This window comes from Aliamphritea spongicola, assembly GCF_017051665.1.
Classification (GTDB): domain Bacteria; phylum Pseudomonadota; class Gammaproteobacteria; order Pseudomonadales; family Balneatricaceae; genus Amphritea; species Amphritea spongicola.
On the sequence record NZ_JAFIDL010000005.1, the window covers coordinates 74,798 to 98,603 of the forward strand.

The window sequence follows — 23,806 nt, forward strand, 5'->3', positions numbered from 1 at the left end:
GGGGTAGGCAATGGCTTTAAATGTTGATCAGGAAATACTGGAAGATTTTTTGGTAGAAGCGGGGGAAATCCTTGAGCTTCTGTCTGAACAGTTAGTTGATCTCGAGCAGAATCCGAAAGACCGGGAGTTGCTGAACGCAATTTTCCGTGGTTTCCATACCGTTAAAGGTGGCGCCGGATTCTTACAGCTTGAACCGATGGTTGACTGCTGTCACAGTGCGGAAAATCTTTTCGACATGCTGCGTAATGATGACTTAGAAGTCTCCGCAGCCTTGATGGACGTTGTATTACAGGCCCTCGATACTGTAAACGCAATGTTCGAAGACGTACGCGGCGGTGAAAATCCGGAACCTGCACCTGCTGATCTGATTGCCAAGCTTGATGCGCTGGCTGCAGGGCAGAGTATCACTGTGGATGCTCCGGCACCGGCGGCAGCTCCTGCGTCTGAACCGGCTGCTGATCTGGGTGCACAGTTTAATGAAATGGTTTCCGGGATGTCGGCAGCCGAAGAAGCACCTGCTGCCGCTGAGTCTGATCTGATTACTGAAGATGAATTTGAGTCATTGCTTGATGATTTGCATGGCAGTGGTGCACCTGGTATCACCCCTGCTGCAAGCCCTCAGAGTGATCTGATTACTGAAGATGAATTCGATTCCCTGATGGATGAGTTGCACGGACCTACCGGCGCGCCTGGTATTACACCTGCGGCACCGGCGACCAGCTCCATGGCAGATTCTGAGTTTGACCAGCTGCTGGATCAGGCTGTTAAACAGGCTACTTCTGCACCGGCAGCAGCGTCTGCTCCGGCGGCGGAGCCTGCAAAGGCTGAAACGCCGGCCTCTGCCCGGACTGCTCAGGATGATTTGATTACCGAGCAGGAGTTTGAAAATCTGCTGGATGATCTGCAGTCGAAGGGTCAGGGTGCATTTACCGGTACACCGAAGCCAGAGCCTAAGCCTGTTGCGGCGAAAGCGACGCCTGCAAAAGCAGCGGATGCCAAGAAGGCGAATGTTGAAACCAATGTTCGTGTTGATACCCGTTTGCTTGATCAGATCATGAATATGGTAGGTGAGCTGGTACTGGTCCGTAACCGTTTGGTGCGTCTGGGTGCGGATAATGAAGATACTGAGCTGACCAAGGCGCTGGCCTCACTGGATATGGTGACCGGCGATCTGCAAATGTCAGTAATGAAAACCCGCATGCAGCCGGTGAAGAAAGTATTTGGCCGCTTCCCGCGTCTGGTACGTGACTTGTCCCGTCAGTTGAATAAAGAAGTTCGTCTGGAGCTGCGCGGTGAAGATACCGATCTGGATAAAAACCTGGTCGAAGCCCTTGCGGACCCGCTGATTCACTTGGTGCGTAACTCGATCGACCATGGTATTGAAATGCCGGATGAACGGGTTAATCGCGAGAAGCCACGTGAAGGTAGCGTACTGCTTTCGGCTGAACAGGAAGGGGATCATATTCTGCTGGTTATCGAAGATGACGGTGCCGGTATGGATCCTAACAAGTTACGCCGTCTGGCTGTTGAGCGTGGCATGCTGGATGTTGAAGCGGCAAACCGCCTGAGTGATCAGGAATGCTTCAACCTGATCTTTGCTGCCGGTTTCTCAACCAAAGAAGAAATTTCCGACGTATCCGGCCGTGGTGTCGGTATGGACGTGGTTAAAACCAAGATTTCTCAGCTTAACGGTAAGCTGGAAATTGATTCCACACTGGGCGAAGGCACCCGGATCGAAATTCAGGTACCGCTGACGCTGGCAATTATGCCAACACTGATGGTTCTGCTGGAAGATCAGGCGTTTGCATTACCGCTGGTGAATGTGAATGAAATCTTCAGCCTGGATCTGACACAGATTAACGTCGTTGATGGTCAGCAGGCGATTGTGGTGCGTGACCGTGCATTGCCGCTGTTCCACCTTAAGCGCTGGCTGGTTGACGGACACCAGGGAGATCAGTTGCCGGATCAGGGCCATGTGGTTATTGCCAATGTTGGTACTGTTCAGGTGGCATTTGTTGTCGATCAGTTGGTGGGTCAGGAAGAGGTTGTTATTAAACCGTTAGGCAGTGTTCTGTACGGAACGCCAGGCCTGTCCGGTGTAACAATTACCGGTGACGGCCGCATTGCGCTGATCATTGATATCCCTAACTTACTTAAGCATTATGCGTCTTAAATGAGTTATGCCATGCCTTACGGGGCATGGCTCTCTGTATCATTTGTCGCCGGAGGAATGGATGGCGGTTAGGGTTCTTGTTGTTGATGATTCTGTTTTTTTTCGTAACCGCATTAGCCAGATTTTGCGCCAGGACCGGCGTATACAGATTGTCGGCACAGCTAAAAATGGCCGTGAGGCAATTGAGCAGGCTGTACAGTTGAATCCTGATGTGGTGACGATGGACGTGGAAATGCCGGTGTTAAATGGCATTGAAGCGGTTAAGGGCATTATGAAGGATGCCCCCTGTCAGATTCTGATGTTATCTTCTCTTACCCGGCGCAGTGCGAGGGTAACTCTTGAGGCGCTGGATGCCGGTGCTGCCGATTACCTGGAAAAAGACGCCAAACTCTGGATTGAGAAAGAAAGCGACGTTTCTGCTCAGGTAGTTGAAAAAGTACTGGCGCTGGGTAACCGGCACCGTTCTAATCCGCCTCGTAAGGCAACGTCCTTAAGCAGCCGCTCCGGTGCTGCACCTGCATCACGTTCGTCAGGTCTGACACGACCTGCCACAACGGTTTCCAGAACGGCAACTGCATCATCCGGTACAGCTGTTGCTCCGGCTTCCACTGCTTCGTCCTCTGCCTCTCCGGCAGCAGGCGGTCATGACTCCGTAAACAGGGTGAGTTTTCCACCCTGTAAGGTTGTGGTCATCGGCTCTTCAACGGGTGGTCCAGCTGCGCTGCAGGATATACTGCCCTCGATTCCGGCAAGCTTTCCTTATCCGATATTGCTGGTACAGCATATGCCGAAGACCTTTACTTCGGTGTTTGCTCAGCGTTTAAACGGAATCTGCCAGATTAATATTAAAGAAGCAGAAGATGGTGATGTGCTGAAACCGGGCCATGCATACCTTGCGCCGGGTGGTAGCCAGATGATTTTTGAGCCTGGCAGAGGCGATCGGGTTAAAGTTTTCCCAAGCGATGAGCGGGTTACCTATAAGCCAAGCGTTGATGTGACGTTTGCATCAGCGGCCAAAATTCACAGTAAACATGTATTAGGGATCGTGCTGACCGGCATGGGGGCAGATGGCGCTGAAGGCGCGAAGCTGCTGAAACAGGCGGGCAGTCATATCTGGGCGCAGGATCAGTCGACCTGTACAATTTTTGGTATGCCAAAAGCTGTGATCAATGCCGGTGTTGCTGATCACATCCTGAAACTGAATGATATCGGACAGCTGTTAAAGAATAAGGGAGGGCGTTGATGGATCTGGTCAGCATTGGCGGGTTAATCCTGGCGCTGTTAGCTGTTATTGGCGGGAATTATCTGGATGGCGGTCATCTGGATCAGCTGGTCAACATTCCGGCGGCACTTATCGTTATCGGTGGTACATTTGCGGCTTCGCTGGTGCAGTCACCCAGTGGTGATTTTAAGCGGGGTATGTATTTACTGGGTTGGGCGTTTGGCAAAAACAAACTGGATTTTGAGCACGGTATCAGCCAGATCGTTGGCTGGTGTGCAACGGCCCGTCGTAAAGGTTTACTGGGACTTGAAGGGGAAATCGATCAGCAGGCGGACCCATTTATTCAGTCCGGGTTGCAGTTGCTGGTAGATGGCCGTTCGGTGGATGTTATTCGCTCCTCGCTTGAGGCGGAGCTGGTAACCCGTGAATACCGCGATATACAGGGTGCCAAGGTCATCGAAGGTATGGGTGGTTATGCGCCTACACTGGGCATTATTGGTGCTGTACTGGGATTGATTCACGTGATGTCTAACCTCGATAGCCCGGATGAGCTGGGTGCCGGCATTGCGACAGCCTTTGTGGCCACTGTCTACGGCGTGGGTATTGCTAACCTGTTTTTCCTGCCGGTTGCTAATAAAATACGCTCTCTGGTTCAGCAGCGTTTTCACTACCAGGAAATGATGCTCGAAGGCTTACTGTTTATTGCTGAAGGACAGAGCCCGCGTATTATTCAGCAACGCCTGCAGGGCTACCTCAGCTAATTTTAAGAGGTGTCAGATGCCCCGTCGCAGAGTAGAAGATGACAGTTCACATACGGATCGTTGGATAATTTCCTATGCGGATTTCATCACGATTCTGTTTGCTTTCTTTGTTGTCATGTATGCCATCTCATCGGTGAATGAAGAAAAGTATAAAGAGATTTCTTCTGCGCTTTCCGGGGTGTTTGCAGGTTTTCAGACAGATCAGTTTGAAGGTCCGGCTAATCAGGAGGCGCAGGCTGATTCCATCGGCATCGGCATTTTTGATGGCGGTGAATCTGATGACAACAGTCCGACAGTCAAAATAGTGCCTCCGAAGCCGGAAAACAGTGTCATTCTTGGTGAAATTGCTGATAAAACCCAGCTGCAGTTCAAAAAGCTGATTCGGGATGGACATCTTAAGGTTCAGAGTAATAATCTTTGGGTAGCGATTGAGCTGGGGGCAAATCTGGTGTTTCCTGAGGGAGGCGCCTTGCCACCGATCAGTATTGATCCATTATTTGCTGAGGTGGCTGAAATACTGAAAGAATACCCTAACCCAATCCATGTTGAAGGCTTCACTGATGATCAGTATATCTCGACGGATGAATTTCCTTCGAACTGGGAATTATCAGCTGCGCGGGCTGCTTCAATTGTGCGCATTTTGGAGCTTAATGGTGTTGAGCCACACCGTATGGCTGCTGTAGGGTTTGGTGAGTATCAGCCGGTGCGGGATAATGGTACTGAAGATGGCCGGCGAATTAATCGTCGGGCGGTTATAGTGGTATCCCGTGACCGGAAAACCCAGCGGGTAGTGGCCGCTTTTGGCAGTCAGCAGGTAAGTGAAGATGCAGTTAGCTCGGTACTTGTTGAAGACAGAGCGACGCCTGCTGATATGGAACGGGTTGAAACGGAAGACGGTAAAGTAATTTTTAGGCGTAAGGTCCCTCGCAATGAGCTTGAGGTGGACAGGCTGACTCAGCCGATAACGACGCCGGTGGAGACGGAACAGTAATGCAGATTTTGGCAATCGCAAATCAGAAGGGCGGTGTTGGTAAGACGACAACGGCTGTCGCTTTGGCTGGTTTAATGGCCGATGCAGGAAAACGGGTTTTGTTGGTGGATCTGGATCCCCATGGCTCGATGACCAGTTATTTTAAATATGACCCGGATGAGCTGGAAAACAGCGTATATGACCTGTTTATGCAGTCTCAGATTTCGCTGAACCGTGTTGATAATATCCTGATGCCAACCACTGATCCGCAGATCGACCTGATGCCGGCGACGACCGCACTGGCGACTCTGGAGCGCAAAGCCGTCGGGCAGGAAGGTCTCGGCCTGCAGGTTGCAAAAGCATTACGTTTACTTAAAGACCGTTATGATGTGGTACTGATCGACAGCCCGCCAGTTTTGGGTGTTCTGATGATCAATGCTCTGGCGGCCTGTCAGCATCTATTAGTGCCGGTGCAGACAGAATATCTGGCTCTGAAAGGGCTGGACCGTATGTTACGTACAATCAATATGGTTAACCGTGCCCGTAAACGGAAACTTGAGTTCACGCTTATCCCGACCTTTTATGATCGTTCAGTGGCTTCGTCGGTGAATTGTCTGCGTGAACTGCATCAGCGTTATCCGGAGCAGATGGCCAGTACTGTCGTGCCTGTGGATGCCCGTTTCCGTGTAGCCAGTTCAAAAGGTGTTACGCCTTCTGCACTGGATGACAGCAGTGCAGGCGTACAGGCTTATAGCCGGATTCTGCGGGTGCTTGGAGAGAGGTCAGGATCATGACAGATACCCCATGGAGCAATCGCCAGCAGCAAATGGTGCAGGAATATCTGGATGCACTGCTGACGGATCCGGAAACAGCGGTTGATCAGTCTGAAGCAGTCGAAGAGGTGGATGCTGTGCAGCCCGTTGCTGCAGAAGCTGAGCAATCTGTCGATGTGATGGCAGCTGAATCGGCTATGCCGGATACGCTGAATGAAACAGAAGAATTACCTTCGGAGACAGCAGAAATAGCAGTGTTAGCTGACGACAACGTTTCTGAAGAGTTTGATGCTGAGCCTGTTTTAGCGACAGAGTTAGCAGGGGCTGAGCCTGAAAGTGAGGAGCCTCTGGAACTTGCTGACATTCAGACTGAAGAACATCTGACAGAAGTGGAGCAAGCCGCTCCTGCTGAAAGTATGTCTGAGATACCGCCGGACAGTGAAGAAGCACTGGACGCTGCGTTACATGCCATTGAATCTGTGAAGGCTGCAGAGGAAGTTGAGGCCGCAGAAGCAGTAGCAGAAACTGAGACAGAAGCAGAAGTAATTTCTGAGTTTGATGATGAGCCTGTTGCTGAAGTAAGCGGCGAACCGATGGAAGCAGAACAGCCTCTTCCCGATTTGCCTGAAGATCTGGCCGCTGATGATGGTGTATCGACGATTGATGATCCGATCAGTGTTGCTGCGGAATTACTGCAGGAAGAGCTGGATCAGTACGATGCAGATCCCTTCGAGGATGCAGAAGCCTCTGAGCCGGTAAGTGCATTACAGGATATCCCTGAAATTGCCACCGAGCCGGAAGCATTATTACCAACTGATGACTCTGCTGCGGAGTATGAGCCGCTATTGGCAGATGAAGATTCTGTTACTGAGGCAGTTGCTGAAGCGGAGATATCAGCATCGGCAGATCTGGATGCCTATGTTGAAGACATTACCAATATGCAGCCGGTAACCGAGGCGCCGCGGGAAGAGCATCATGATGATCATGATATTGCGGCTCTGTTATCACAGCTGGCTGAAATCGTTTCCGATGATTCAGTTGCTGAAGCGGTTATTCAGAAAATTGAAGAAATTGCTCAGGAGTTCTCATCCCATACACATGTTCAGGCTGACCCTGAACCGGAAGCAGAGCCGACGGTTATTGCTGAGGATATTTCAGAAGATATTCTGGAAGCGGTTGATGCGGTGGTGAACGAAGAAGAGATCAGTTTTGACCTGAGTGATGATGCTCAGGAAATCGCTGAAGAAGAGCTGTTTGGCGGGGAAGAGCCTTCAGCTGAAGCAGAGTCCTCAGCCGAAGAAGAGCTTTTAGCTGAAGAATTGCCTTCAGCAGAAGAAGAGCATTTATCAGAAGACGAACTGGCCGCAGAGTTCGCTGCGGCAATGGCTGCCGAAGCGGATATGGATGCGGCGAGTGCTGAGGTGCCCGCTGAAGAACCTGCTATTGATGAAGATGTATCTGAAATTGAGTTCCCGGCTGAACTGGAAGAAGTGGCTTCGGAACCTGAACCTGTGCCGGAAATGGCTGCCGCTACGCCGGCAGAGGAAATGCAGTGCATCATTGTTGAAATGCATGGCCTGCAGTTAGCAATGCCACTTGAGCATGTGCTGGAGCCGCGGCATATCGCTGATATGTCATTTGTTCTGGATGATCAGTACGACTGGGTGCTGGGCAGTTTCCTGGATCTGAACTTTAAGATTGATGTCGTGGATACGGCGATGTGGCTGATTCCGGAAACCTATGAGCCACATAATGCCACCTATGATGAGATTCTGTTGTTGCAGGGTAAACCCTGGGCACTGACCTATGACCGGATGGTGACAGCGCAGATTATCAGCATGGATGAGGTGACGTTAAATACAGATAAGAGCCGCCGTCCGTGGCTACTGGGTACCAGCATGGCACATAAGTGTGCGATTGTTGATATTCCGGCCTTGTGTAAACAGCTGGAAGAGGCGTTATAATAGCCTTCCTGGTTGATTCGGTAGAGTGATGAACGCAATGATATGGATAGGATTTACAGTGGTCGCGTTGCTGGCTGTTGTTGCGACTGTTTACAGTTTGCGTGCTCATCGTCAGCTTCAGCAACATCAGCGTCAGTATGAGGCGCTGATTAATGTTTTACGCAATGAAATTCAGGCAATGACCAGCAGTTCCATCGGTATGGGGCACCGGTTGGTTGATATTGAAAGTCGTCTGAACATTACCGTTGAAAAGCAACAGGAGCTGGCTAACCGTGATCCGGGTGTACTGGCATATAATCAGGCTGCACGTTTGATGGAAATGGGCGCCGATGTTGATGATCTTGTGCAAAACTGCGGTATTGGCCGTCCTGAGGCTGAGCTGATGGCCTTGCTGCATAAAGAGGTGGCGGCACCGCAGGTGCGTGGCCGGCGCTGATTTATGTTTTGGCCGGGTTTTGCTTCAGGTTATAGGTGAAAGCAATTATCTCGGCGATCGCACGGTAAAGACTTTCCGGAATTTCATCCCCCAGTTCCAGTCTCAGAAGTACTTCAACCAACTCAGGGCTCTCGTGAATATGAACGTCGTGTTCATTGGCGAGAGCAATAATCTGCTCAGCAATGACCCCCCGGCCTTTGGCCACCAGTTTTGGCGCAGACGCGTGGTCATAATTCAGTGCGATTGCTTTCTGGTTCAGTGATGGCTGGTCGGTACTTTTCTTAGTCATACGTTACCTCAGGTGCTGATGTCGATAAGTTGCTGAACCTGGTTCTTTGCTGTCGGTGTTTTGCCGGTATGACAATTAAGGTTGTTAATGATAAATCCCTGTTCCTGCAGGTGCTGATTGAAACCGCTGAGCTTGTCGTTCAGTAACCGGGTGGTTGAAGGGTGGCTGCACCAGAACTGAGCGGTTACTTCATTGTCCTGCTGTAACAGTACCTCCGCATCGACAGTACCTTGCTGTTCAAGGTTAAAGTGCAGACGTACTTTCCAGCTGCTCTGCCATTCCTGTTCGCTGTCTTCCCGGCGGTATTCACTGATTTTCAGCTCGACATTATCCAGTTGCTGGCCTTGTCGCACAGGCAGGTCGAGCGTGAATACCCGCTCCAGACTGCCATCCGGGTTGGTACGGTTTTGTTGCAGGCTTTCCAGTTGATTCTGCGTCACCCGGTTAAGCAGCGATTTAATCAGATCCAGCATTTGCTGTCGGGGTTGTTCAGGCAGGCTGTCTGCTGCATTCAGCAGTTGCCCCAGCTGAGCTTTCAGGTCCTGTGTCAGAGGCTTGTTATTCAGTAGTTGCCTTTCACTGAACAGGCCGCCTTCCTGAATGTTGCGCTGTACACTCTGGCTGGCTTCCTTACCGCCTTCAGCCGGTACGCTGTAGAGGCTGATAAGAGAAGATACGAGCCGGTTAAGATTACTGTTTTCCGGTTTGTTATTTTGTTTGCCTAAGGTGTTTAGCTGATTAAGCACATTCGCGAGAGGCTGCTGGTTCGGCAAAACTTCCCGCAGGGTTTCGCTGATCATTTTTTGGGTGTCTTTGCTCTGAATCTCAGGACTTATCGGCTGCAGTAAAGCTTGAGTGCCTGATGTTCTCAGCAGCACTGCTTTGTCTGTGGTACTGACTGGTACAGGGCTTTGTAGCGTGAGGCTTTGATCATTCAGTTTAACCTGTATTGACTGGCTGCCATTGGCTTGTTGGGTTGCCTGTTCGACGCTAACGATGACCGGGCGCTGGATAGGTAGCTGTTTGCTTAATGCGGCACCTGGCTGGGCTAAGAGCTGAACCGGTTGAGCTGCAGAGCTTTGGGAGGCAAGCTGAGGCTGACCGGAACTGACAGCTGATGCTGCCGCTGGCTGGCCGGCTGATGCTGTTTGGCTGGTTTGTGTCGATGTCGAGGGCTGACCAGAAGATGGCTGAGTGGTCGCTGTTGAAGCCGGCTGTGTTGGTGTGCCAGCGGGCTGATTTGCAGAGGTTGGCTGAGCTTGTTGGGGCTGTGGCGCGGTATTGCCTGTTGCTGCAGGTTGCGGCGGAGCTGTCTGTTGATTTGTTGTCTGCAGAGCGCCTGACTGCCCGGCAGGGGGCGCGGTATTTTGTACAGGCGCTGTGACGGATGCTGGCGTACTGCCGGAAGCAGTTGTACCGGGCTGTACGCTGCCCGTACCAGAAGGTGCTTGTGGGATTACCTGTATTGACTGGCCTGCAATTGGGCGGTTGATAGTCAGTGGTGTCTGTTGCGGCTGTCCAAGGTTTATCTGCAGTGGTGCGTTACGTGGGGTTGCCAGGTTTTGCGGTTGATTTGTTGCAGCTGCTCCGGGGCCGGAGCTGGTTGTCTGAGCAGCTGTCTGGACGGGTGTCTGATTTGCCCTGCTGCTTTGCTCTGTCTGTGTATTTGCCTGTGTTCTGGAAGCCGGCTGCTGTAGGAAATCGAGTAACAGTTTACCGTCGGCAGTGCGGGTTATAAGGGCTTGTGCCTGAGCGGTAAGTGTTTGCCCCGGCTGTTGTTGAGTTTTCAGCTGGTATTGTTGGTTGCCCAGCTGGATAACCAGGGTAGCGGCTGCGGGCTGGTTGGGCTGGCTACTTTGTGAAGCGCTGACTGATACTTGTCGGATTGTTACCGGGGTTGCTTTATCCACCGTCAGTGCGCGGGCCAGTTCCTGTGTGGTCCGCGGAGAGCCAGCATTGCTGGCTGAGTTCTGAATACTGGAAGGCGGTAACATATGTGATTGCCTCACGGAGCTTTGATGTAGCGCAGTAGTTTTGCCGCAACTGTGCACTTCACTGAGTTATTTTGTATATAATGCCTTGCTTTCGGCGGATACTGAAAAAATTATAGGTTTTGTCCGCTTTAACCGTGAAAAAAATGTCTGTGAAATTCAGGCTGAGCTGAGGTTTTTAGATTGGCAGTTGAACCGCTTCGGGTCGATAATCTGTTTTGTGAACGGGACGAAAGAGTACTGTTCGAAGGCCTCAGTTTTTCTGTGTCAGCCGGAGACGTTGTCCGTATAGAAGGGCAGAACGGCAGTGGTAAAACGACCCTGTTGCGAATGCTGACCGGACTGTCTAATCATTATGAAGGGGACATTTACTGGGGTGATCAGCTGCTGTCTGAATGCGCCGATGAGTATCGCCAGAATCTGCTGTATTTTGGCCATCAGGCGGGGGTGAAAGCCTTACTGACGCCGTTAGAAAACCTCCACTGGTATGCATCCATGCAGCCTCATATTAATGTGGATAAGCTCGACTGGGCCTTACAGCAGGTAGGCCTGCATGGTTTTGAAGATGTGCCTTGTCATACTCTCTCCGCCGGACAGAACCGTCGGGTGAGCCTTGCCCGTCTGTATCTGAGTACGGCTCCGGTATGGATTCTTGATGAACCTTTTACTGCAATCGATAAGCAGGGTGTAGCAACGCTCGAAGCGCTGATTGCTGATCATGCAGCCAGTGGCGGCATGGTTATTCTGACAACCCATCATGAACTGGCGATGGCCGGAACCCTTAGAAAAATTAATCTCGATCAATTAGCTTGTGCCGGGGGAGTAGTATAATGAGTGTGCACCTTAGGCAAGTGGTCGGGATGTTCAGACGTGCCCCCGGAACTCTTGTTGAAAGACAGGAGTCGGATGTATGACTGAAGGCAGAACAGGTGAAATGTTCTTTTGGGGTGTGCTGAAGCGGGATCTGTTATTATCCTTCCGCCGGAAAAGTGATCTGGTTAATCCGCTGATCTTTTTTCTGATGGTTGCGAGCTTGTTTCCGCTGGGTGTCAGCCCTGAGCCAACCTTTCTGGCTGAAGTTGCTCCTGGGGTTATCTGGGTAGCTGCTTTGCTAGCAACGCTGTTATCTCTGGACGGGTTGTTTCGTTCAGATTTTGAAGACGGCACGCTGGAGCAGACGCTGTTAAGCCCGCAGCCGCTGTTTATGGTCGTGCTGGCCAAGGTTTTTGCTCACTGGATGATGACCGGGCTGGCGCTGACACTGTTGTCACCCTTGCTGGCCGTTATGCTGTTTCTTCCGGCTGAAGGCATGTGGGGGCTGATGGCCAGCCTGTTGCTGGGTACGCCCACGCTGAGTCTGATCGGTGCGATAGGGGCGGCGCTAACTGTAGGATTGCGAAAAGGGGGAGTGCTGATTTCATTACTGGTACTTCCACTGTATATTCCGGTTCTGATTTTTGGCACCGGTGCTGCTCAGGCAGCGATTACCGGATTGCCGATCGCCGGTTTCCTAGCATTGCTGGGGGCAATTTTAGTATTAGGGCTGGTGCTGGCGCCGTTTGCTATTGCCGCCGCGCTAAGAATCAGTGCCAGTAGTTAACTGGCTTTATTAACAGACTGTTTAACAGTTAAGTAGTTGTAATATGGCAGAGAAAAAGTGGATGCCGCGGTGGTTCTACCAGTTGGCTTCTCCCCGATGGTGTTATGACATTACCGGCAAACTGTTACCCTTGTTTGCCTGGGCAGCTGTATTGCTGTTACTGGGCGGTACTGCCTGGGCGCTGGCGTTTGCACCGGCTGATTACCAGCAGGGTAACAGCTTCCGCATTATTTATATTCATGTTCCTTCCGCCATTCTGGCTCAGTCCTGTTATATGCTGATGGCTATTGCCGGTGCTGTTGGGCTGATCTGGAAAATGAAAGTCGCAGATATGGTCGCCAAGTGCTGTGCGCCTATCGGTGCTTCGATTGCAGTGCTGGCCCTGGCTACAGGTGCTATCTGGGGTAAGCCTACCTGGGGAGCATGGTGGGTCTGGGATGCCCGGCTGACTTCTATGCTTATTCTGTTGTTCCTGTATTTCGGTGTGATGGCACTGAACTCTGCGATTGAGAATCAGACGACTGCTGCACAATCGACCGCGGTTTTATCTTTGGTTGGTCTGGTGAACATCCCAATCATCAAGTATTCGGTTGAGTGGTGGAATACATTGCATCAGCCGGCAACCTTCACATTGACTGAAAAACCGGCGATGCCTGTTGAAATGTGGATGCCGCTGCTGATTATGGTGATTGGATTCTACTGTTTCTTCGCGGTGGCAATGATGTTGCGGTTGCGCAATGAAATTGTCAGCCGTGAGCGTCGCAGTGGCTGGGTACGGGAACTGATCCAGACGCAATTTCGTTAAATTTACCGGAACTATTAGAAAGAGCACAGGCCAAACGAGCAGGCCAGTGTGAGTGAGGTGGTTGTGGGTTTCGAGAGTTTTACTGATTTTCTGGCAATGGGTGGTCACGGACTGTATGTCTGGCTGAGTTATGCCATTGCCCTGGTTGTTGTGGCGCTCAATCTTATGGCGCCGCTGCGTACCAAAAAACAGATTCATAAAGAGCAGGCACGACGTCTGCGCCGGGAGCAAAGCCAAATATGACCCCTAAGCGTAAACAGCGATTGTATATCGTTTTATCTATTGTAATCGGCGCAGCAGTGGCTGTTGGCCTGGTAATGTACGCGCTGAGCCAGAATATTAATCTGTTTTATTCCCCGGCAGATATTGCGGCGGGGAAAGCGCCTGTTGAAACCCGTATCCGTGCGGGCGGCATGGTTGTTGACGGCAGTGTAAAGCGTGACCCGGAAAGTCTGCGGGTAGAGTTTGGTCTGACTGATTATGTCAGCACGGTGAATGTTGTTTATGACGGTATTCTTCCTGATCTGTTCCGTGAGGGGCAGGGCATTGTTGCTCAGGGTGAGCTGAATGAGGCCGGCCAGCTGATTGCTGTGGAAGTACTTGCCAAGCATGATGAAAACTATATGCCACCGGAAGTGGCCGAAGCACTGGAAAAGGCTGGAAAGATGCCTGAGCAGTTACGTGCACAAGAGGCTTACGCAGAATGATTCCTGAATTTGGACAGTATGCACTGATTTTATCTCTGTGCCTGAGCTTTTTGCTGGCATTTATTCCGCTGGTTGGTGCTGAAACAAATAACCCTCTGTGGATGTCTTATGCACGCCCACTAGCGACGGCTAAGTTCCTGTTTCTGTTTATTGCTTTACTGTGTCTTGGATATGCATTCGTCGCAGATGACTTCTCGGTGGTTTATGTGGCGAGTAACTCCAACACAGCGCTGCCGATTTATTACAAGATAAGTGCAATCTGGGGCGGCCATGAAGGTTCGCTGCTGTTATGGATTGTGATTCTGGGCGGCTGGACCCTTGCTGTTGCCGTTCGCAGTGATAACCTGCCACCGGCAATTGTTGCCCGGGTTCTGTCGGTTATGGGGATGATCGGTGTGGGCTTCCTGCTGTTCATTATTCTTACATCAAATCCATTTGACCGGCATTTACCGGTATTTCCACAGGAAGGGGGGGATCTTAACCCGCTGCTTCAGGATATCGGTCTGATTATTCACCCTCCATTACTGTATATGGGCTATGTGGGTTTCTCTGTGGCATTTGCGTTTGCGATCGCGGCGCTGCTGAGCGGTCAGTTAGATGCTGCCTGGGCCCGCTGGTCACGTCCGTGGACGAACATTGCATGGGCATTCCTGACACTGGGGATTGGCCTTGGAAGCTGGTGGGCATACTACGAGCTTGGCTGGGGCGGCTGGTGGTTCTGGGATCCGGTTGAAAATGCTTCCTTTATGCCATGGCTGATAGGCACTGCGCTGGTACATTCCCTTGCAGTGACTGAAAAGCGGGGCGTATTTAAGAGCTGGACCGTATTGCTGGCGATCTTCGCGTTCTCCTTAAGCCTGCTGGGTACCTTCCTGGTGCGTTCCGGGGTACTGACTTCAGTACACGCGTTTGCATCAGATCCGGCCCGTGGTTATTTCATTCTGGTCTTGCTGGCCATTTCTGTGGGCGGTTCTCTGGTGCTGTATGCCTGGAAAGCGGCGCATGTGAAAAGTGAGTCCAGCTTCAGCCTGGTATCCCGCGAAACCCTGTTGCTGATCAATAACATTCTGCTGGTGATTGCCACCATGACAGTGTTGCTGGGGACTATTTATCCGCTGATTGTCGATGCGCTGGGCTGGGGTAAGATTTCTGTAGGGCCTCCGTACTTTAATGCCCTGTTTATTCCTCTGGTTCTGCTGATGGTTGGCTTCCTTGGCATTGGTATTATGGCGCGCTGGCGCCAGACCAGTGTTGATTTGCTGGCCCGACAGTTATGGAAGCCGGCGGTGCTGAGTATTGTTGCCGGTGTGGTTTCCCAGTGGTTGTATGCCGGTGAATTCAACTTCCAGGTTGTCGGAATAATGGTGCTGGTTTTCTGGCTGGCATTTACCGGCCTGCAGGATATGTACAAGCGGGCTTCAGCCAAATCCGGTTTGTGGAAAGGCATGCGCGGCTTCTCCCGTAGCTATGTCGGCATGATGCTGGCTCACGTCGGTGTGGCGGTAACGATTGTCGGTGCTGTGATGGTCTCTATCTATAATGAAGAAAGGGATTTGCGTATGGCGCCGGGTGACCGGATTACATTTGGTCAGTATGAATTTATTTTTGACGGTGCCCGTAAGGTTCAGGGGCCGAATTACCGTTCCGACCAGGGGGTAATCCGGATTCTGCTGGATGGTGAGCCGTATACGGAACTGTTGCCTGAAAAACGTTTATACAATGCCCGCGGTAACGTGATGACTGAAGCGGCTATTGACCCTGGTTTTACCCGGGATCTTTACGTGGCTTTGGGTGAGCCCCTCGAAGGTGGTGCCTGGGCTGTGCGTGTGCAATATAAGCCTTTTGTCCGCTGGTTGTGGCTGGGCGGTTTGCTGATGGCCTTCGGCGGTATTCTGGCTGCTGTTGATAAGCGCTACAGCCGACAGGCAAAACGTGAACTGGCTCGCCGGCAGGCTGCCTGAAGACAATTAATAGGATTCTGTGATGCGCCGCATTTTAGTTTTACTGCCGCTGTTGATTTTTGTTGGACTGGCCATTTTCCTCTGGCGGGGAATTGGACAGGATACAACCACAATTCCTTCACCGTTACTGGGCAAGCCTGTTCCTGAGTTTTCACTCACGTCGTTATACGATGAGAATCAGATGATGTCCGCTGCTGACTTTACCGGTCCTGCACTGATTAATGTCTGGGCAACCTGGTGTCCTACCTGTAAGCAGGAGCATTCGCAGCTGAACCGTATTGCCCGTGATGAAGGGGTAACGATCTACGGCATCAACTATAAGGATGACCGCGAGAAAGCTCAGGTCTGGCTGGATAAGTATCTTGATCCATATGCGAAGAATGTTTTTGATCCTAATGGTCGGTTAGGTCTGGACCTTGGGGTGTATGGTGCGCCGGAGACCTACCTTATCGATGCTGAGGGGATTATCCGCTATAAGCATATCGGTGAAGTGAACGAACGGGTCTGGCAGACACTGAAAGCTAAAATGAAGGCATTGGAGGGCGGCTCATGATAATGACCCTGCGTGCATGCTTTATAGGTTTGTTAGTGCTTATTAGCCAGTCCGGCTATGCGGCTATTGATACCTATGAGTTTAAAGATGACCTCACCCGGGAACGTTTCCAGGCTCTGAGTGCTGAGTTACGTTGTCCGAAATGTCAGAACCAGAATATTGCTGATTCTAATTCGCCGATTGCTAAAGATCTTCGTGATGAGCTTTACCGTATGCTGGACAGTGGTGCCAGTGATACTGCAATTGTTGATTTCATGGTGACCCGTTACGGTGAGTTTGTGCTTTACCGTCCGCGGGTTTCCAGCCAGACATATTTGCTCTGGTACGCACCTGCCGGCCTTTTTATCATCGGTATAGTGGTCGTGATCGCGCTCACAAGGCGTAAAAAAACAGCCGGAAAGCCCGCTGAAAAAGACGGTTTATCAGCTCAGGAACAGCAGCGCCTGGATGCGCTTTTAAAACAGGATCAGGATAAAGACGCATGACGAGTTTTTGGTTAGGTATTGCTGCGTTATCAGCGCTGGCAATGTGTTTTGTTCTGTTACCTTATTTCCGGGCCCGCCGGATGCTCAGTCAACCGCAAAATGATGCCGTTGACCGTCAGGCTCAGAACGTAGAAATTTATAAAGAACGCGTAGCAGAACTGGATGCTGAACGTGACGCCGGGAATCTTTCAGATGATGATCATGCCGGCCTGAAGCTTGAGCTTGAGAAAAACCTGCTAAATGATGTGGCAGATCTTGAAGCACTGAACGGTAAGCCTCTGAAACTGAGTGCTCAGACACTTGTGACCGTTGTATTACTAGCGGTGCTGATACCTGTGTCTGCCATTGCTATTTATGGTGAGTATGGCCGGATTGATGATGTCAGAGCGGTAATGAACGGGGAGGTAGACCCGTTTAATGGCCAGACCCCAAGCATGGATGAAGCTATTGCGGAGCTTGAAGCCCGTCTGCAGAATGAACCTGATAAGCCGGAAGGCTGGTTCCTGTTAGCGAACAGTTATATGAATATGCAGCGTTATGAAGATGCCTCCCGCAGTTTCGAGAAGGTGCTGGAGCTACTGCCGGAAGACGCGCCTCAGTATGCCGGTGTTCAGGGGCAATATGCCCAGGCATTGTATCTGGCCAATAACAACCGTTTGAATGAAGACATTCGTGCTCTGCTTGATGATATTCTGGTCCGTGAGCCTTATGAAGTAACCGCACTGGGCTTACTGGGCATTGATGCTTATGAAAATGGACAGTTCCGTGAAGCGCTGGGTTTCTGGCGTCGTGCATATGACAATGCGGAACCCGTTCAGCAGGAGTCGTTGCGCAGCGGCATTGAGTCAGCCCGTCAGGCGCTAATTGAACAGGGCGAAAGCGTACCTGAACTGCCGGAGCTGAAAAATGCGTCTCTGAGCATCAATGTTTCAATTAAGCCTGAGATTGCTCAGACCGTTAGCCCGGACAGCCCGGTATTTATTTTTGCCCGGCCTGTCGGTGGGCGGGTGCCGCTGGCTGCTGTACGTTTGACCGTTGCGGACTTACCGGCGAATGTCATTCTGGATGACAGTCTGGCGATGCAGCCACAAATGACACTTTCTTCAGTGGATGAAGTTGAGATTATTGCCCGGGTTTCTTCCAGTGGTGAGCTGCGGCCTCAGGCCGGTGATCTGACCGGAACCATTTCTCCTGTTGCTGTTCAGCAACAAGTTGATATATTAGACCTGTCTATCGATCAGATTGTTGAGTAATCCCTGAGTTGTGTATGCCGGATCCGAGTATTTGGATTCGGCATGATATTTGGCCCGGAACATCAATTAAAAAAACGGGTCACACAGAAAGCGGGGTTTTACATCTGTTTTTGTGAAACAAACACTTATCTGGGGATAAGTTGTGTTGCAGGTGTCTGTGCTCAATCATAAAATAGATACAGTTTATACAGTCTATTGTTTTTGCTAAGGGTCAGGTTCTTTGATGGAGCTAAGTTTACGTGAATGGCTGATTATTGGCGGTGTGGTTATCATCGCATTAATCATCATCGACGGATGGCGACGTATGCGCAGCAATCGAAATACATTGCGCATGCAGATCGACAAGAGTCTTGTTGATCTTCCCGAAGAATCCCATAACCCTGAGCTGCCTAATGGCGGCTTTCGCGTTATTGACGATGACACTGCTGAACGCGCGGTAGGTCAGTCACCTGTCTCCCTGGCCAGTGAGGTTGAATCTGAATTACCCCCTGAGCCCTCAGAAGAAATAACGGCAGAAGAAACTTCTGTACAGCCAGGAGAACTCGCTTCTGAAGTTAAGTCTGAAGTAGATAGCGAGATCATAGCGGAAGCTGTTGTCGCTCAGCCAGAGCCGTTTACTGCAGAAAGAACCACACAGGATCAGCCTGTGTTTGATGATGATAATCTCTCTGCCCCTCGAATTGTTACAGAGCCTGACCATTCCACAGAGGAGCCACAGCTGGCTTTTACTGATATGCCGCAGGACGCTGATGTTAGCTTTGACAGTCTTGGTGAAGTTCGTTACGCAACGGAGTATGAAACGTCTGAAGAGCCTGTGCCTCAGGAGCTGACTGATGAGGAAATCGTCGCACCGTTTGCCGAGGAAGAGCACGTTCGAGCGGAAGAGTCTTTGTCTTTTACTGCGACGGAGCAAGAGTTAAGTGATGAGCAGGTCAGCGTAGCCTTCGGAAGTGAGTCTTCTGCTGACTCTGAAAGCAGCCAGCCTGTTTTTGAAACTGGCGCTCACCGTGATTCTGTTGAAGAGCAGCCTGCTTTTGATGCGAATGACTTTGCTGAGCGTGATCCTCTGTTTGAACCTCTTGGCGAAGTAGATGATGGATTGTCAGATTATGATGGTCTTTCTGATGTAAGGGTTGTCAGCGATTCTGTACCTGTTGATTACGAGAACGATCAGGCCCGAAATGATATTCCAGAGGTGCCTGCCACTGTCGATATTGCTCAGCCCGCTGCTGATGCAGACATAGAGGCTGTTTATACATTTGAACAGCCGCCTGAAGAGATCGCTGGTATTTCTGATGTTGATTTAGATACAGTGCCTGAGGCTGCTGTATCTGAGCCGTATCAGTATGATGATTTGGATGATGACCTGAGTCAGGGGGCTGAAGAGTTTATTTCGCCACGGCTGACTGAGGTGGTTGAAGAAGACGATCAGGATAATGGTCTGGACTTTGAAAAGCCGATCACTGAGTTATTTGGCCATCATGGGTCTCATGATACCGGTCCTCAACAGGCAACAATGGATCTTGGAGAGGTTGATGATTTCTCTGAACCAGTAATCCCTTCTGAGCCTGCTCCTGTAGAACCTGCCGCGCCTGTTTCAAGATTCAGTGCTGTTGAAGATGAGCCGGCTGAGGAAGAAATCAGTCATGCGCCGCTGATCGGTGAAAATCTCTCGGAGCCTGCAGCGGAACACGATGCTCCTCAGCGACAGGAACCGACGTTTACTGATATCGAGCCTGAGCCGATGTTCACTGATCCGTTGATGGATACGGCTACAGCATCTGATACATCATTCACCTCTGAAGAGCTAGAGCCTGAGCAGGCGTCGGTAACTGAACCTTCTGCGCCTGTCGTCGCTCCTTCTGAGCCAGCGCCTCAGAAACGTTCTAAACAATCTGTTCCTGATGCGGATAAGGTACTGGTTATTTCTGTTGTTACCCGGGAAGAGCAAGGCTTTAACGGACGTAATCTGCTGCAAATCGTTAAGGCGTGCGGTATGCATTTTGGTGAAATGCAGATCTTCAACCGCTATGAAGATGGAATTGATCAGGGCGCTATTCAGTTCAGTATGACGAATGCCATGGAGCCAGGTATTTTCGATATCGATAATATGGAAAGCCTGGATACCCGTGGTGTTACCTTCTTTATGTCTATGGAAGAGCCCCGGGACGTGATGAACGCATATGAATGTATGCTGGGCACGGCTGAGGCTGTTGCTAAAAACCTGGGTGGTGAGCTCCTGGATGAAAATCGCTCCAGTATGAGAACTCAGACAAAAGAACACTACCGCGAACGCATTCGTGATTTTGAAATGCGTAAACTTAAACCTCAGCTGTAATCGCAGCTGGGGTCCTAATCAGATCCATCGGAAATCTCATGAGTCAGGATACCTCTGCAAGCCAGATGATAGAGCATCTGCGGGCACAGTTACGTCATCATAATTATCAGTATTATGTGCTGGATGCCCCTACGGTTCCGGATGCCGAATATGACCGGTTATTTCAACAGCTGAAGGCGCTTGAAGCTGAACACCCTGAGTTGGTGACTGATGATTCGCCAACACAGCGGGTAGGGGATGTTCCATTAAACAGCTTTGGCCAGATCAGTCATGAAATGCCGATGTTGTCTCTGGATAACGCTTTTGATGCGGATGATATGCGGGCCTTTGATAAGCGTCTGAAGGATCGTCTTGATCAGCCTGATGTAGAGCTGGAATATGCTTGCGAGCCTAAGTTAGACGGCATCGCTGTGAGCCTTTTATATGAAGATGGCAAGCTGATTCGAGGTGCAACTCGTGGCGATGGTTCAACTGGCGAGGATATTACCCAGAACGTCAGAACAATCAACAGCATTCCGTTACGTTTGCTGGGAGAGGGCTATCCGCGTCGTCTGGAAGTTCGGGGCGAGATTTATATGCCTAAAGCGGGCTTTGATAAGCTGAATGATTTGGCGCTGAGCCGGGGAGAAAAGCCGTTTGTGAATCCCCGTAATGCGGCAGCTGGCAGCCTCAGGCAGCTGGATTCCAGAATAACGGCTTCGCGTCCTCTGGAAATGTGTTGTTACAGTGTGGGGGTTGTGGAAGGTGAGTTGGCCGATACCCATACCGGTGTATTGCAGCAGTTATCGGGCTGGGGATTAAAAATCAATCCGGAAATGCGAGCGGTTAAAGGGGTTGAGGGGTGTCTTGAGTATTATGCGGCCCTCTCTGCCCGTCGTGATGTGCTTCCTTATGATATAGACGGCATTGTTTTTAAAGTAAATCCATTGCGAACACAGCAACGACTGGGCTTCGTATCCCGGGCACCGCGCTGGGCTATCGCGCATAAATTCCCGGCTCAGGAAGAGCTGACAGTAGTAAAGGCAATTGAATTTCAGGTTGGCCGGACCGGGGCTGTGACACCAGTAGCACGTCTTGAGCCGGTGTTTGTTGGCGGTGTAACCGTCAGTAATGCAACTTTGCATAATATGGATGAGGTTGAGCGGCTGGGCGTGCGTGCCGGCGACAGTGTTGTTATCCGTCGTGCCGGTGATGTTATCCCACAAATTGTCAGTGTGGTTGCTGAGCGCCGTCCGGAAGGTACCGAGCCGGTTGTTATGCCGCAAAACTGTCCGGTCTGCGACTCTGCTGTTATCCGTCTTGAAGATGAAGCCGTAGCCCGTTGTTCGGGAGGGCTTAGCTGCGCTGCACAGCGTAAAGAAGCGCTGAAACACTATATTTCCCGTAAGGCGATGGATATTGATGGCCTGGGGGAAAAACTGATTGATGCGCTGGTTGAACGCGAGTTGGTTCACAGCCCGGCTGATTTATATCATCTCAAACACCTCCAGCTTTCGAAAATGGAGCGCATGGGTGATAAGTCTGCCAGCAATGTGCTTAACAGTATTGAAGTCAGTAAGCAGACTGAGTTGCCCCGTTTTATTTATGCACTGGGTATTCGGGAAGTAGGCGAAGCAACCGCACGTACGCTGGCGATGCATTTTGGAAGTCTTGAAGCTGTTCAGGCGGCAGATGAAGAAATACTGCAGCAAGCGCCTGATGTCGGGCCGGTAGTTGCACGTTATATTCTGAGTTTCTTCCGTCAACCGCATAATCTGGAAGTGATTCAGGCGTTGCGGGAAGCGGGTGTTAGCTGGGCTGATATCGAAATCAGTGAGCAAGCAGTACCTCTGGAAGGGCAGACCTGGGTACTTACTGGCACTCTGGAGCAGTTAACCCGGAATGAGGCTAAGCAGCGGCTGCAGAATCTGGGGGCTAAAGTTGCTGGCAGTGTGTCAAAAAAGACCAGCTATGTGGTCGCCGGTGCGGCTGCCGGTTCAAAGCTTGAAAAGGCCGAAGCGCTGGGTATTGAAGTGCTTGATGAATCTCAGTTGTTAGCACGGCTTGAAGAACTGGAAGGCTAAATGATCATTCCCCACGATCAGCTTGCCAGAGATACATTGCTGAACCTTATTGAAGAGTTTGTCACGCGGGATGGTACCGATTATGGCGAGACTGAAGTGGGTCTCAGTGACCGTGTTGCTCAGGTGGAAGCTAAGCTTAACAGCGGTGAGGTGGTCATCCTATTCAGTCAGAATACAGGCCTTTGTAATATAGTTTACCGTAACACTCTCTGAAATTTTGCGAGGTGCTTATGGAACAGCTTGACCAGGTTATAACGCTGATAGCGTTGAGTATGGGAGTTGGCTGGGCCAGCGGAATTAATCTTTACGCGGCTATTCTGATGCTGGGGCTGATGTCTAATATGGGACACATGGCCTTGCCTCCCGGTCTCGAGCTACTGTCTGATCCTATGGTGCTGATCGCAGCCGGCTTCATGTATTGCGTGGAGTTTTTTGCCGATAAAGTCCCCGGTGTAGATACCGGTTGGGATACCCTGCATACCTTTATCAGAATACCCGCCGGTGCGGTTCTGGCTGCGGGTGCAATGGGAGAGGTTAACGGTGCTGCTATGCTGGCTGCAGGTCTGGTGGGTGGTACGATGGCTGCGACGAGTCATACGCTTAAAGCTGGCAGCAGAGTGCTGATCAATACTTCTCCTGAACCGGTGTCTAACTGGCTTGCTTCATTGTCAGAAGATGTACTGGTGATTGCCGGCTTGTGGACTGCGCTTTCGCAGCCTGTTTTCTTCCTGATAGCGCTGGTTGTCTTTATTTTGTTTGCGGTGTGGTTGTTGCCACGAATCTGGTCGGGAATTAAGAAAATCTTTCGCTGGTTTTTTCCGGATAAGGTCAGCAACCAGCAGGCATCTGATCCGGTGTTAAAAATTAAATAGCGGTTGTGTCATGCCGGGGTTTATAACCCCCGGCTGTCTAGCCATTCATTATTGATCAGTGACTGCAGTAAGTCTGTACGGGTAACAATTCCTTTTATATCCCCTTCTTCGCTGACGATCGGAATGCAGGTCAGTTTCTGATCCACACAACTTACGGCCAGTTGCCGTATATTAGTTTCCGGTGTAGCTGTGACGACCTTGGTGTCGTAGCAGCCATCGATACTGTCTTCCAAATCCTTACCCATCAGGGATGCTTTGCTGAGTGCCTGCATAAGCAGTGTTTTGGTTACGACTCCCAGAAGTAAACCCTGGCCCGAAAGAACGATCAGGTGGTCTATTCGCAGTTGCTGCATTTTGAACAGCGCTGAGCGAATCGGGCTTCCGGAAAGAACGCTTTGCACCGGCTGTGACATGATCATCGCTGCGGGGATATAGCTGCGCGGCTCCGCATCTGCGGGGTTACTGCTGCGGGCCTGTTGGTAGATGTTAGCTGCTTTCTGCCGTGCCCGTGTATTACCCTGTTGTGGTTCTTTATGTTGTACAGCAGCAGCCAGATCACGCTCATGATCTGCCTGTGTTGCAGTCTCCAT

The 23,806-nt window shown here is 50.9% G+C and carries 24 protein-coding genes; 21 read left to right on the top strand and 3 right to left on the bottom strand.

The features are described 5' to 3' along the window. Positions 1 to 10: 10 nt before the first annotated feature. The 7 genes from JYB63_RS15305 (at position 11) to JYB63_RS15335 (ending at position 8,299) form a co-directional block, all read left to right on the top strand. Positions 11 to 2,173: a chemotaxis protein CheA gene (locus JYB63_RS15305; RefSeq protein ID WP_205658769.1), complete on the top strand. Its 2,163-nt coding sequence runs from the start codon at positions 11 to 13 to the stop codon at positions 2,171 to 2,173. Positions 2,174 to 2,234: 61 nt separating this feature from the next. Continuing rightward, positions 2,235 to 3,416, top strand: a complete 1,182-nt coding sequence (locus tag JYB63_RS15310; protein WP_205658770.1) for a protein-glutamate methylesterase/protein-glutamine glutaminase — start codon at positions 2,235 to 2,237, stop codon at positions 3,414 to 3,416. Beyond that, the gene (locus JYB63_RS15315) at positions 3,416 to 4,156 is read left to right on the top strand and encodes a flagellar motor protein (protein ID WP_205658771.1); all 741 of its coding nucleotides are present in this window, start codon (positions 3,416 to 3,418) and stop codon (positions 4,154 to 4,156) included. The genes JYB63_RS15310 and JYB63_RS15315 overlap by 1 nt, the downstream gene beginning before the upstream one ends. A 16-nt stretch (positions 4,157 to 4,172) precedes the next feature. Then, positions 4,173 to 5,147: a flagellar motor protein MotB gene (locus tag JYB63_RS15320; protein WP_205658772.1), complete on the top strand. Its 975-nt coding sequence runs from the start codon at positions 4,173 to 4,175 to the stop codon at positions 5,145 to 5,147. Continuing rightward, positions 5,147 to 5,920: a ParA family protein gene (locus tag JYB63_RS15325; RefSeq protein WP_205658773.1), complete on the top strand. Its 774-nt coding sequence runs from the start codon at positions 5,147 to 5,149 to the stop codon at positions 5,918 to 5,920. The genes JYB63_RS15320 and JYB63_RS15325 overlap by 1 nt, the downstream gene beginning before the upstream one ends. Continuing rightward, complete coding sequence (locus JYB63_RS15330; RefSeq protein WP_205658774.1) at positions 5,917 to 7,863, top strand: hypothetical protein; 1,947 nt, start codon at positions 5,917 to 5,919, stop codon at positions 7,861 to 7,863. The genes JYB63_RS15325 and JYB63_RS15330 overlap by 4 nt, the downstream gene beginning before the upstream one ends. A 28-nt stretch (positions 7,864 to 7,891) precedes the next feature. After that, positions 7,892 to 8,299 carry a DUF2802 domain-containing protein gene (locus tag JYB63_RS15335; RefSeq protein WP_243432011.1) on the top strand — a complete coding sequence of 136 codons (408 nt, stop codon included), beginning with the start codon at positions 7,892 to 7,894 and terminating at the stop codon, positions 8,297 to 8,299. A 1-nt stretch (position 8,300) separates the two neighbouring features. Here the strand turns inward: JYB63_RS15335 and JYB63_RS15340 are convergent, their stop codons facing one another. Further along, the gene (locus tag JYB63_RS15340; RefSeq protein WP_205658775.1) at positions 8,301 to 8,588 is read right to left on the bottom strand and encodes an EscU/YscU/HrcU family type III secretion system export apparatus switch protein; all 288 of its coding nucleotides are present in this window, start codon (positions 8,586 to 8,588) and stop codon (positions 8,301 to 8,303) included. A gap of 8 nt (positions 8,589 to 8,596) precedes the next feature. Beyond that, entirely contained in the window at positions 8,597 to 9,388 is a 792-nt protein-coding gene (fliK, locus tag JYB63_RS15345; protein ID WP_205658776.1) for a flagellar hook-length control protein FliK, read from the bottom strand. A 317-nt stretch (positions 9,389 to 9,705) separates the two neighbouring features. On the opposite strand from fliK, the gene JYB63_RS15350 reads away from it, so the two are divergent. The 14 genes from JYB63_RS15350 (at position 9,706) to JYB63_RS15415 (ending at position 23,216) form a co-directional block, all read left to right on the top strand. Continuing rightward, positions 9,706 to 9,972: a hypothetical protein gene (locus JYB63_RS15350; protein WP_205658777.1), complete on the top strand. Its 267-nt coding sequence runs from the start codon at positions 9,706 to 9,708 to the stop codon at positions 9,970 to 9,972. A 790-nt stretch (positions 9,973 to 10,762) separates the two neighbouring features. Further along, on the top strand, positions 10,763 to 11,410 hold the full coding sequence (gene ccmA, locus JYB63_RS15355) for a cytochrome c biogenesis heme-transporting ATPase CcmA (protein ID WP_205658778.1): 648 nt from the start codon (positions 10,763 to 10,765) through the stop codon (positions 11,408 to 11,410). A 79-nt stretch (positions 11,411 to 11,489) separates the two neighbouring features. After that, positions 11,490 to 12,179: a heme exporter protein CcmB gene (gene ccmB, locus JYB63_RS15360; protein WP_243432012.1), complete on the top strand. Its 690-nt coding sequence runs from the start codon at positions 11,490 to 11,492 to the stop codon at positions 12,177 to 12,179. Between the two features lie 43 nt (positions 12,180 to 12,222). Beyond that, positions 12,223 to 12,984, top strand: a complete 762-nt coding sequence (locus tag JYB63_RS15365; RefSeq protein WP_205658779.1) for a heme ABC transporter permease — start codon at positions 12,223 to 12,225, stop codon at positions 12,982 to 12,984. Between the two features lie 48 nt (positions 12,985 to 13,032). Continuing rightward, positions 13,033 to 13,227: a heme exporter protein CcmD gene (gene ccmD, locus JYB63_RS15370; protein WP_431193908.1), complete on the top strand. Its 195-nt coding sequence runs from the start codon at positions 13,033 to 13,035 to the stop codon at positions 13,225 to 13,227. Next, positions 13,224 to 13,691 (top strand): cytochrome c maturation protein CcmE, encoded by a 468-nt coding sequence (gene ccmE / locus JYB63_RS15375; protein WP_205658780.1) that lies wholly within the window; start codon positions 13,224 to 13,226, stop codon positions 13,689 to 13,691. The genes ccmD and ccmE overlap by 4 nt, the downstream gene beginning before the upstream one ends. Continuing rightward, positions 13,688 to 15,652: a heme lyase CcmF/NrfE family subunit gene (locus JYB63_RS15380; RefSeq protein WP_205658781.1), complete on the top strand. Its 1,965-nt coding sequence runs from the start codon at positions 13,688 to 13,690 to the stop codon at positions 15,650 to 15,652. Before ccmE ends, JYB63_RS15380 begins: the two co-directional genes overlap by 4 nt. Positions 15,653 to 15,674: 22 nt before the next feature. Continuing rightward, positions 15,675 to 16,205 carry a DsbE family thiol:disulfide interchange protein gene (locus tag JYB63_RS15385; RefSeq protein WP_205658782.1) on the top strand — a complete coding sequence of 177 codons (531 nt, stop codon included), beginning with the start codon at positions 15,675 to 15,677 and terminating at the stop codon, positions 16,203 to 16,205. A 2-nt stretch (positions 16,206 to 16,207) separates the two neighbouring features. Continuing rightward, complete coding sequence (locus JYB63_RS15390; protein WP_205658783.1) at positions 16,208 to 16,690, top strand: cytochrome c-type biogenesis protein; 483 nt, start codon at positions 16,208 to 16,210, stop codon at positions 16,688 to 16,690. Beyond that, entirely contained in the window at positions 16,687 to 17,943 is a 1,257-nt protein-coding gene (gene ccmI / locus JYB63_RS15395; protein ID WP_205658784.1) for a c-type cytochrome biogenesis protein CcmI, read from the top strand. The genes JYB63_RS15390 and ccmI overlap by 4 nt, the downstream gene beginning before the upstream one ends. 223 nt (positions 17,944 to 18,166) lie before the next feature. Continuing rightward, positions 18,167 to 20,281 carry a cell division protein ZipA gene (zipA, locus tag JYB63_RS15400; RefSeq protein ID WP_205658785.1) on the top strand — a complete coding sequence of 705 codons (2,115 nt, stop codon included), beginning with the start codon at positions 18,167 to 18,169 and terminating at the stop codon, positions 20,279 to 20,281. A gap of 38 nt (positions 20,282 to 20,319) precedes the next feature. Beyond that, positions 20,320 to 22,344, top strand: coding sequence for an NAD-dependent DNA ligase LigA (gene ligA / locus JYB63_RS15405; RefSeq protein WP_205658786.1), 2,025 nt, complete (start codon positions 20,320 to 20,322; stop codon positions 22,342 to 22,344). After that, complete coding sequence (locus JYB63_RS15410) at positions 22,345 to 22,557, top strand: YheU family protein (RefSeq protein WP_205658787.1); 213 nt, start codon at positions 22,345 to 22,347, stop codon at positions 22,555 to 22,557. 17 nt (positions 22,558 to 22,574) lie between these two features. Beyond that, complete coding sequence (locus tag JYB63_RS15415) at positions 22,575 to 23,216, top strand: DUF4126 domain-containing protein (protein ID WP_205658788.1); 642 nt, start codon at positions 22,575 to 22,577, stop codon at positions 23,214 to 23,216. Between the two features lie 20 nt (positions 23,217 to 23,236). On the opposite strand, the gene JYB63_RS15420 is transcribed toward JYB63_RS15415, so the two are convergent. After that, positions 23,237 to 23,806, bottom strand: a complete 570-nt coding sequence (locus JYB63_RS15420) for a CBS domain-containing protein (RefSeq protein WP_205658789.1) — start codon at positions 23,804 to 23,806, stop codon at positions 23,237 to 23,239.

Coding starts and splice junctions, on each gene's coding strand:
- JYB63_RS15335 (WP_243432011.1), top strand. CDS start 7,892: ATGAACGCAATGATATGGATAGGATTTACAGTGGTCGCGTTGCTGGCT.
- JYB63_RS15325 (WP_205658773.1), top strand. CDS start 5,147: ATGCAGATTTTGGCAATCGCAAATCAGAAGGGCGGTGTTGGTAAGACG.
- ccmI (WP_205658784.1), top strand. CDS start 16,687: ATGACGAGTTTTTGGTTAGGTATTGCTGCGTTATCAGCGCTGGCAATG.
- ccmB (WP_243432012.1), top strand. CDS start 11,490: ATGACTGAAGGCAGAACAGGTGAAATGTTCTTTTGGGGTGTGCTGAAG.
- fliK (WP_205658776.1), bottom strand. CDS start 9,388: ATGATCAGCGAAACCCTGCGGGAAGTTTTGCCGAACCAGCAGCCTCTC.
- JYB63_RS15410 (WP_205658787.1), top strand. CDS start 22,345: ATGATCATTCCCCACGATCAGCTTGCCAGAGATACATTGCTGAACCTT.
- JYB63_RS15320 (WP_205658772.1), top strand. CDS start 4,173: ATGCCCCGTCGCAGAGTAGAAGATGACAGTTCACATACGGATCGTTGG.
- JYB63_RS15390 (WP_205658783.1), top strand. CDS start 16,208: ATGACCCTGCGTGCATGCTTTATAGGTTTGTTAGTGCTTATTAGCCAG.
- JYB63_RS15385 (WP_205658782.1), top strand. CDS start 15,675: ATGCGCCGCATTTTAGTTTTACTGCCGCTGTTGATTTTTGTTGGACTG.
- JYB63_RS15365 (WP_205658779.1), top strand. CDS start 12,223: ATGGCAGAGAAAAAGTGGATGCCGCGGTGGTTCTACCAGTTGGCTTCT.
- JYB63_RS15415 (WP_205658788.1), top strand. CDS start 22,575: ATGGAACAGCTTGACCAGGTTATAACGCTGATAGCGTTGAGTATGGGA.
- JYB63_RS15380 (WP_205658781.1), top strand. CDS start 13,688: ATGATTCCTGAATTTGGACAGTATGCACTGATTTTATCTCTGTGCCTG.
- JYB63_RS15330 (WP_205658774.1), top strand. CDS start 5,917: ATGACAGATACCCCATGGAGCAATCGCCAGCAGCAAATGGTGCAGGAA.
- JYB63_RS15305 (WP_205658769.1), top strand. CDS start 11: ATGGCTTTAAATGTTGATCAGGAAATACTGGAAGATTTTTTGGTAGAA.
- zipA (WP_205658785.1), top strand. CDS start 18,167: ATGGAGCTAAGTTTACGTGAATGGCTGATTATTGGCGGTGTGGTTATC.
- ccmE (WP_205658780.1), top strand. CDS start 13,224: ATGACCCCTAAGCGTAAACAGCGATTGTATATCGTTTTATCTATTGTA.
- JYB63_RS15310 (WP_205658770.1), top strand. CDS start 2,235: ATGGCGGTTAGGGTTCTTGTTGTTGATGATTCTGTTTTTTTTCGTAAC.
- JYB63_RS15340 (WP_205658775.1), bottom strand. CDS start 8,588: ATGACTAAGAAAAGTACCGACCAGCCATCACTGAACCAGAAAGCAATC.
- JYB63_RS15420 (WP_205658789.1), bottom strand. CDS start 23,806: ATGGAGACTGCAACACAGGCAGATCATGAGCGTGATCTGGCTGCTGCT.
- JYB63_RS15315 (WP_205658771.1), top strand. CDS start 3,416: ATGGATCTGGTCAGCATTGGCGGGTTAATCCTGGCGCTGTTAGCTGTT.
- ligA (WP_205658786.1), top strand. CDS start 20,320: ATGAGTCAGGATACCTCTGCAAGCCAGATGATAGAGCATCTGCGGGCA.
- JYB63_RS15350 (WP_205658777.1), top strand. CDS start 9,706: ATGCTGCCGCTGGCTGGCCGGCTGATGCTGTTTGGCTGGTTTGTGTCG.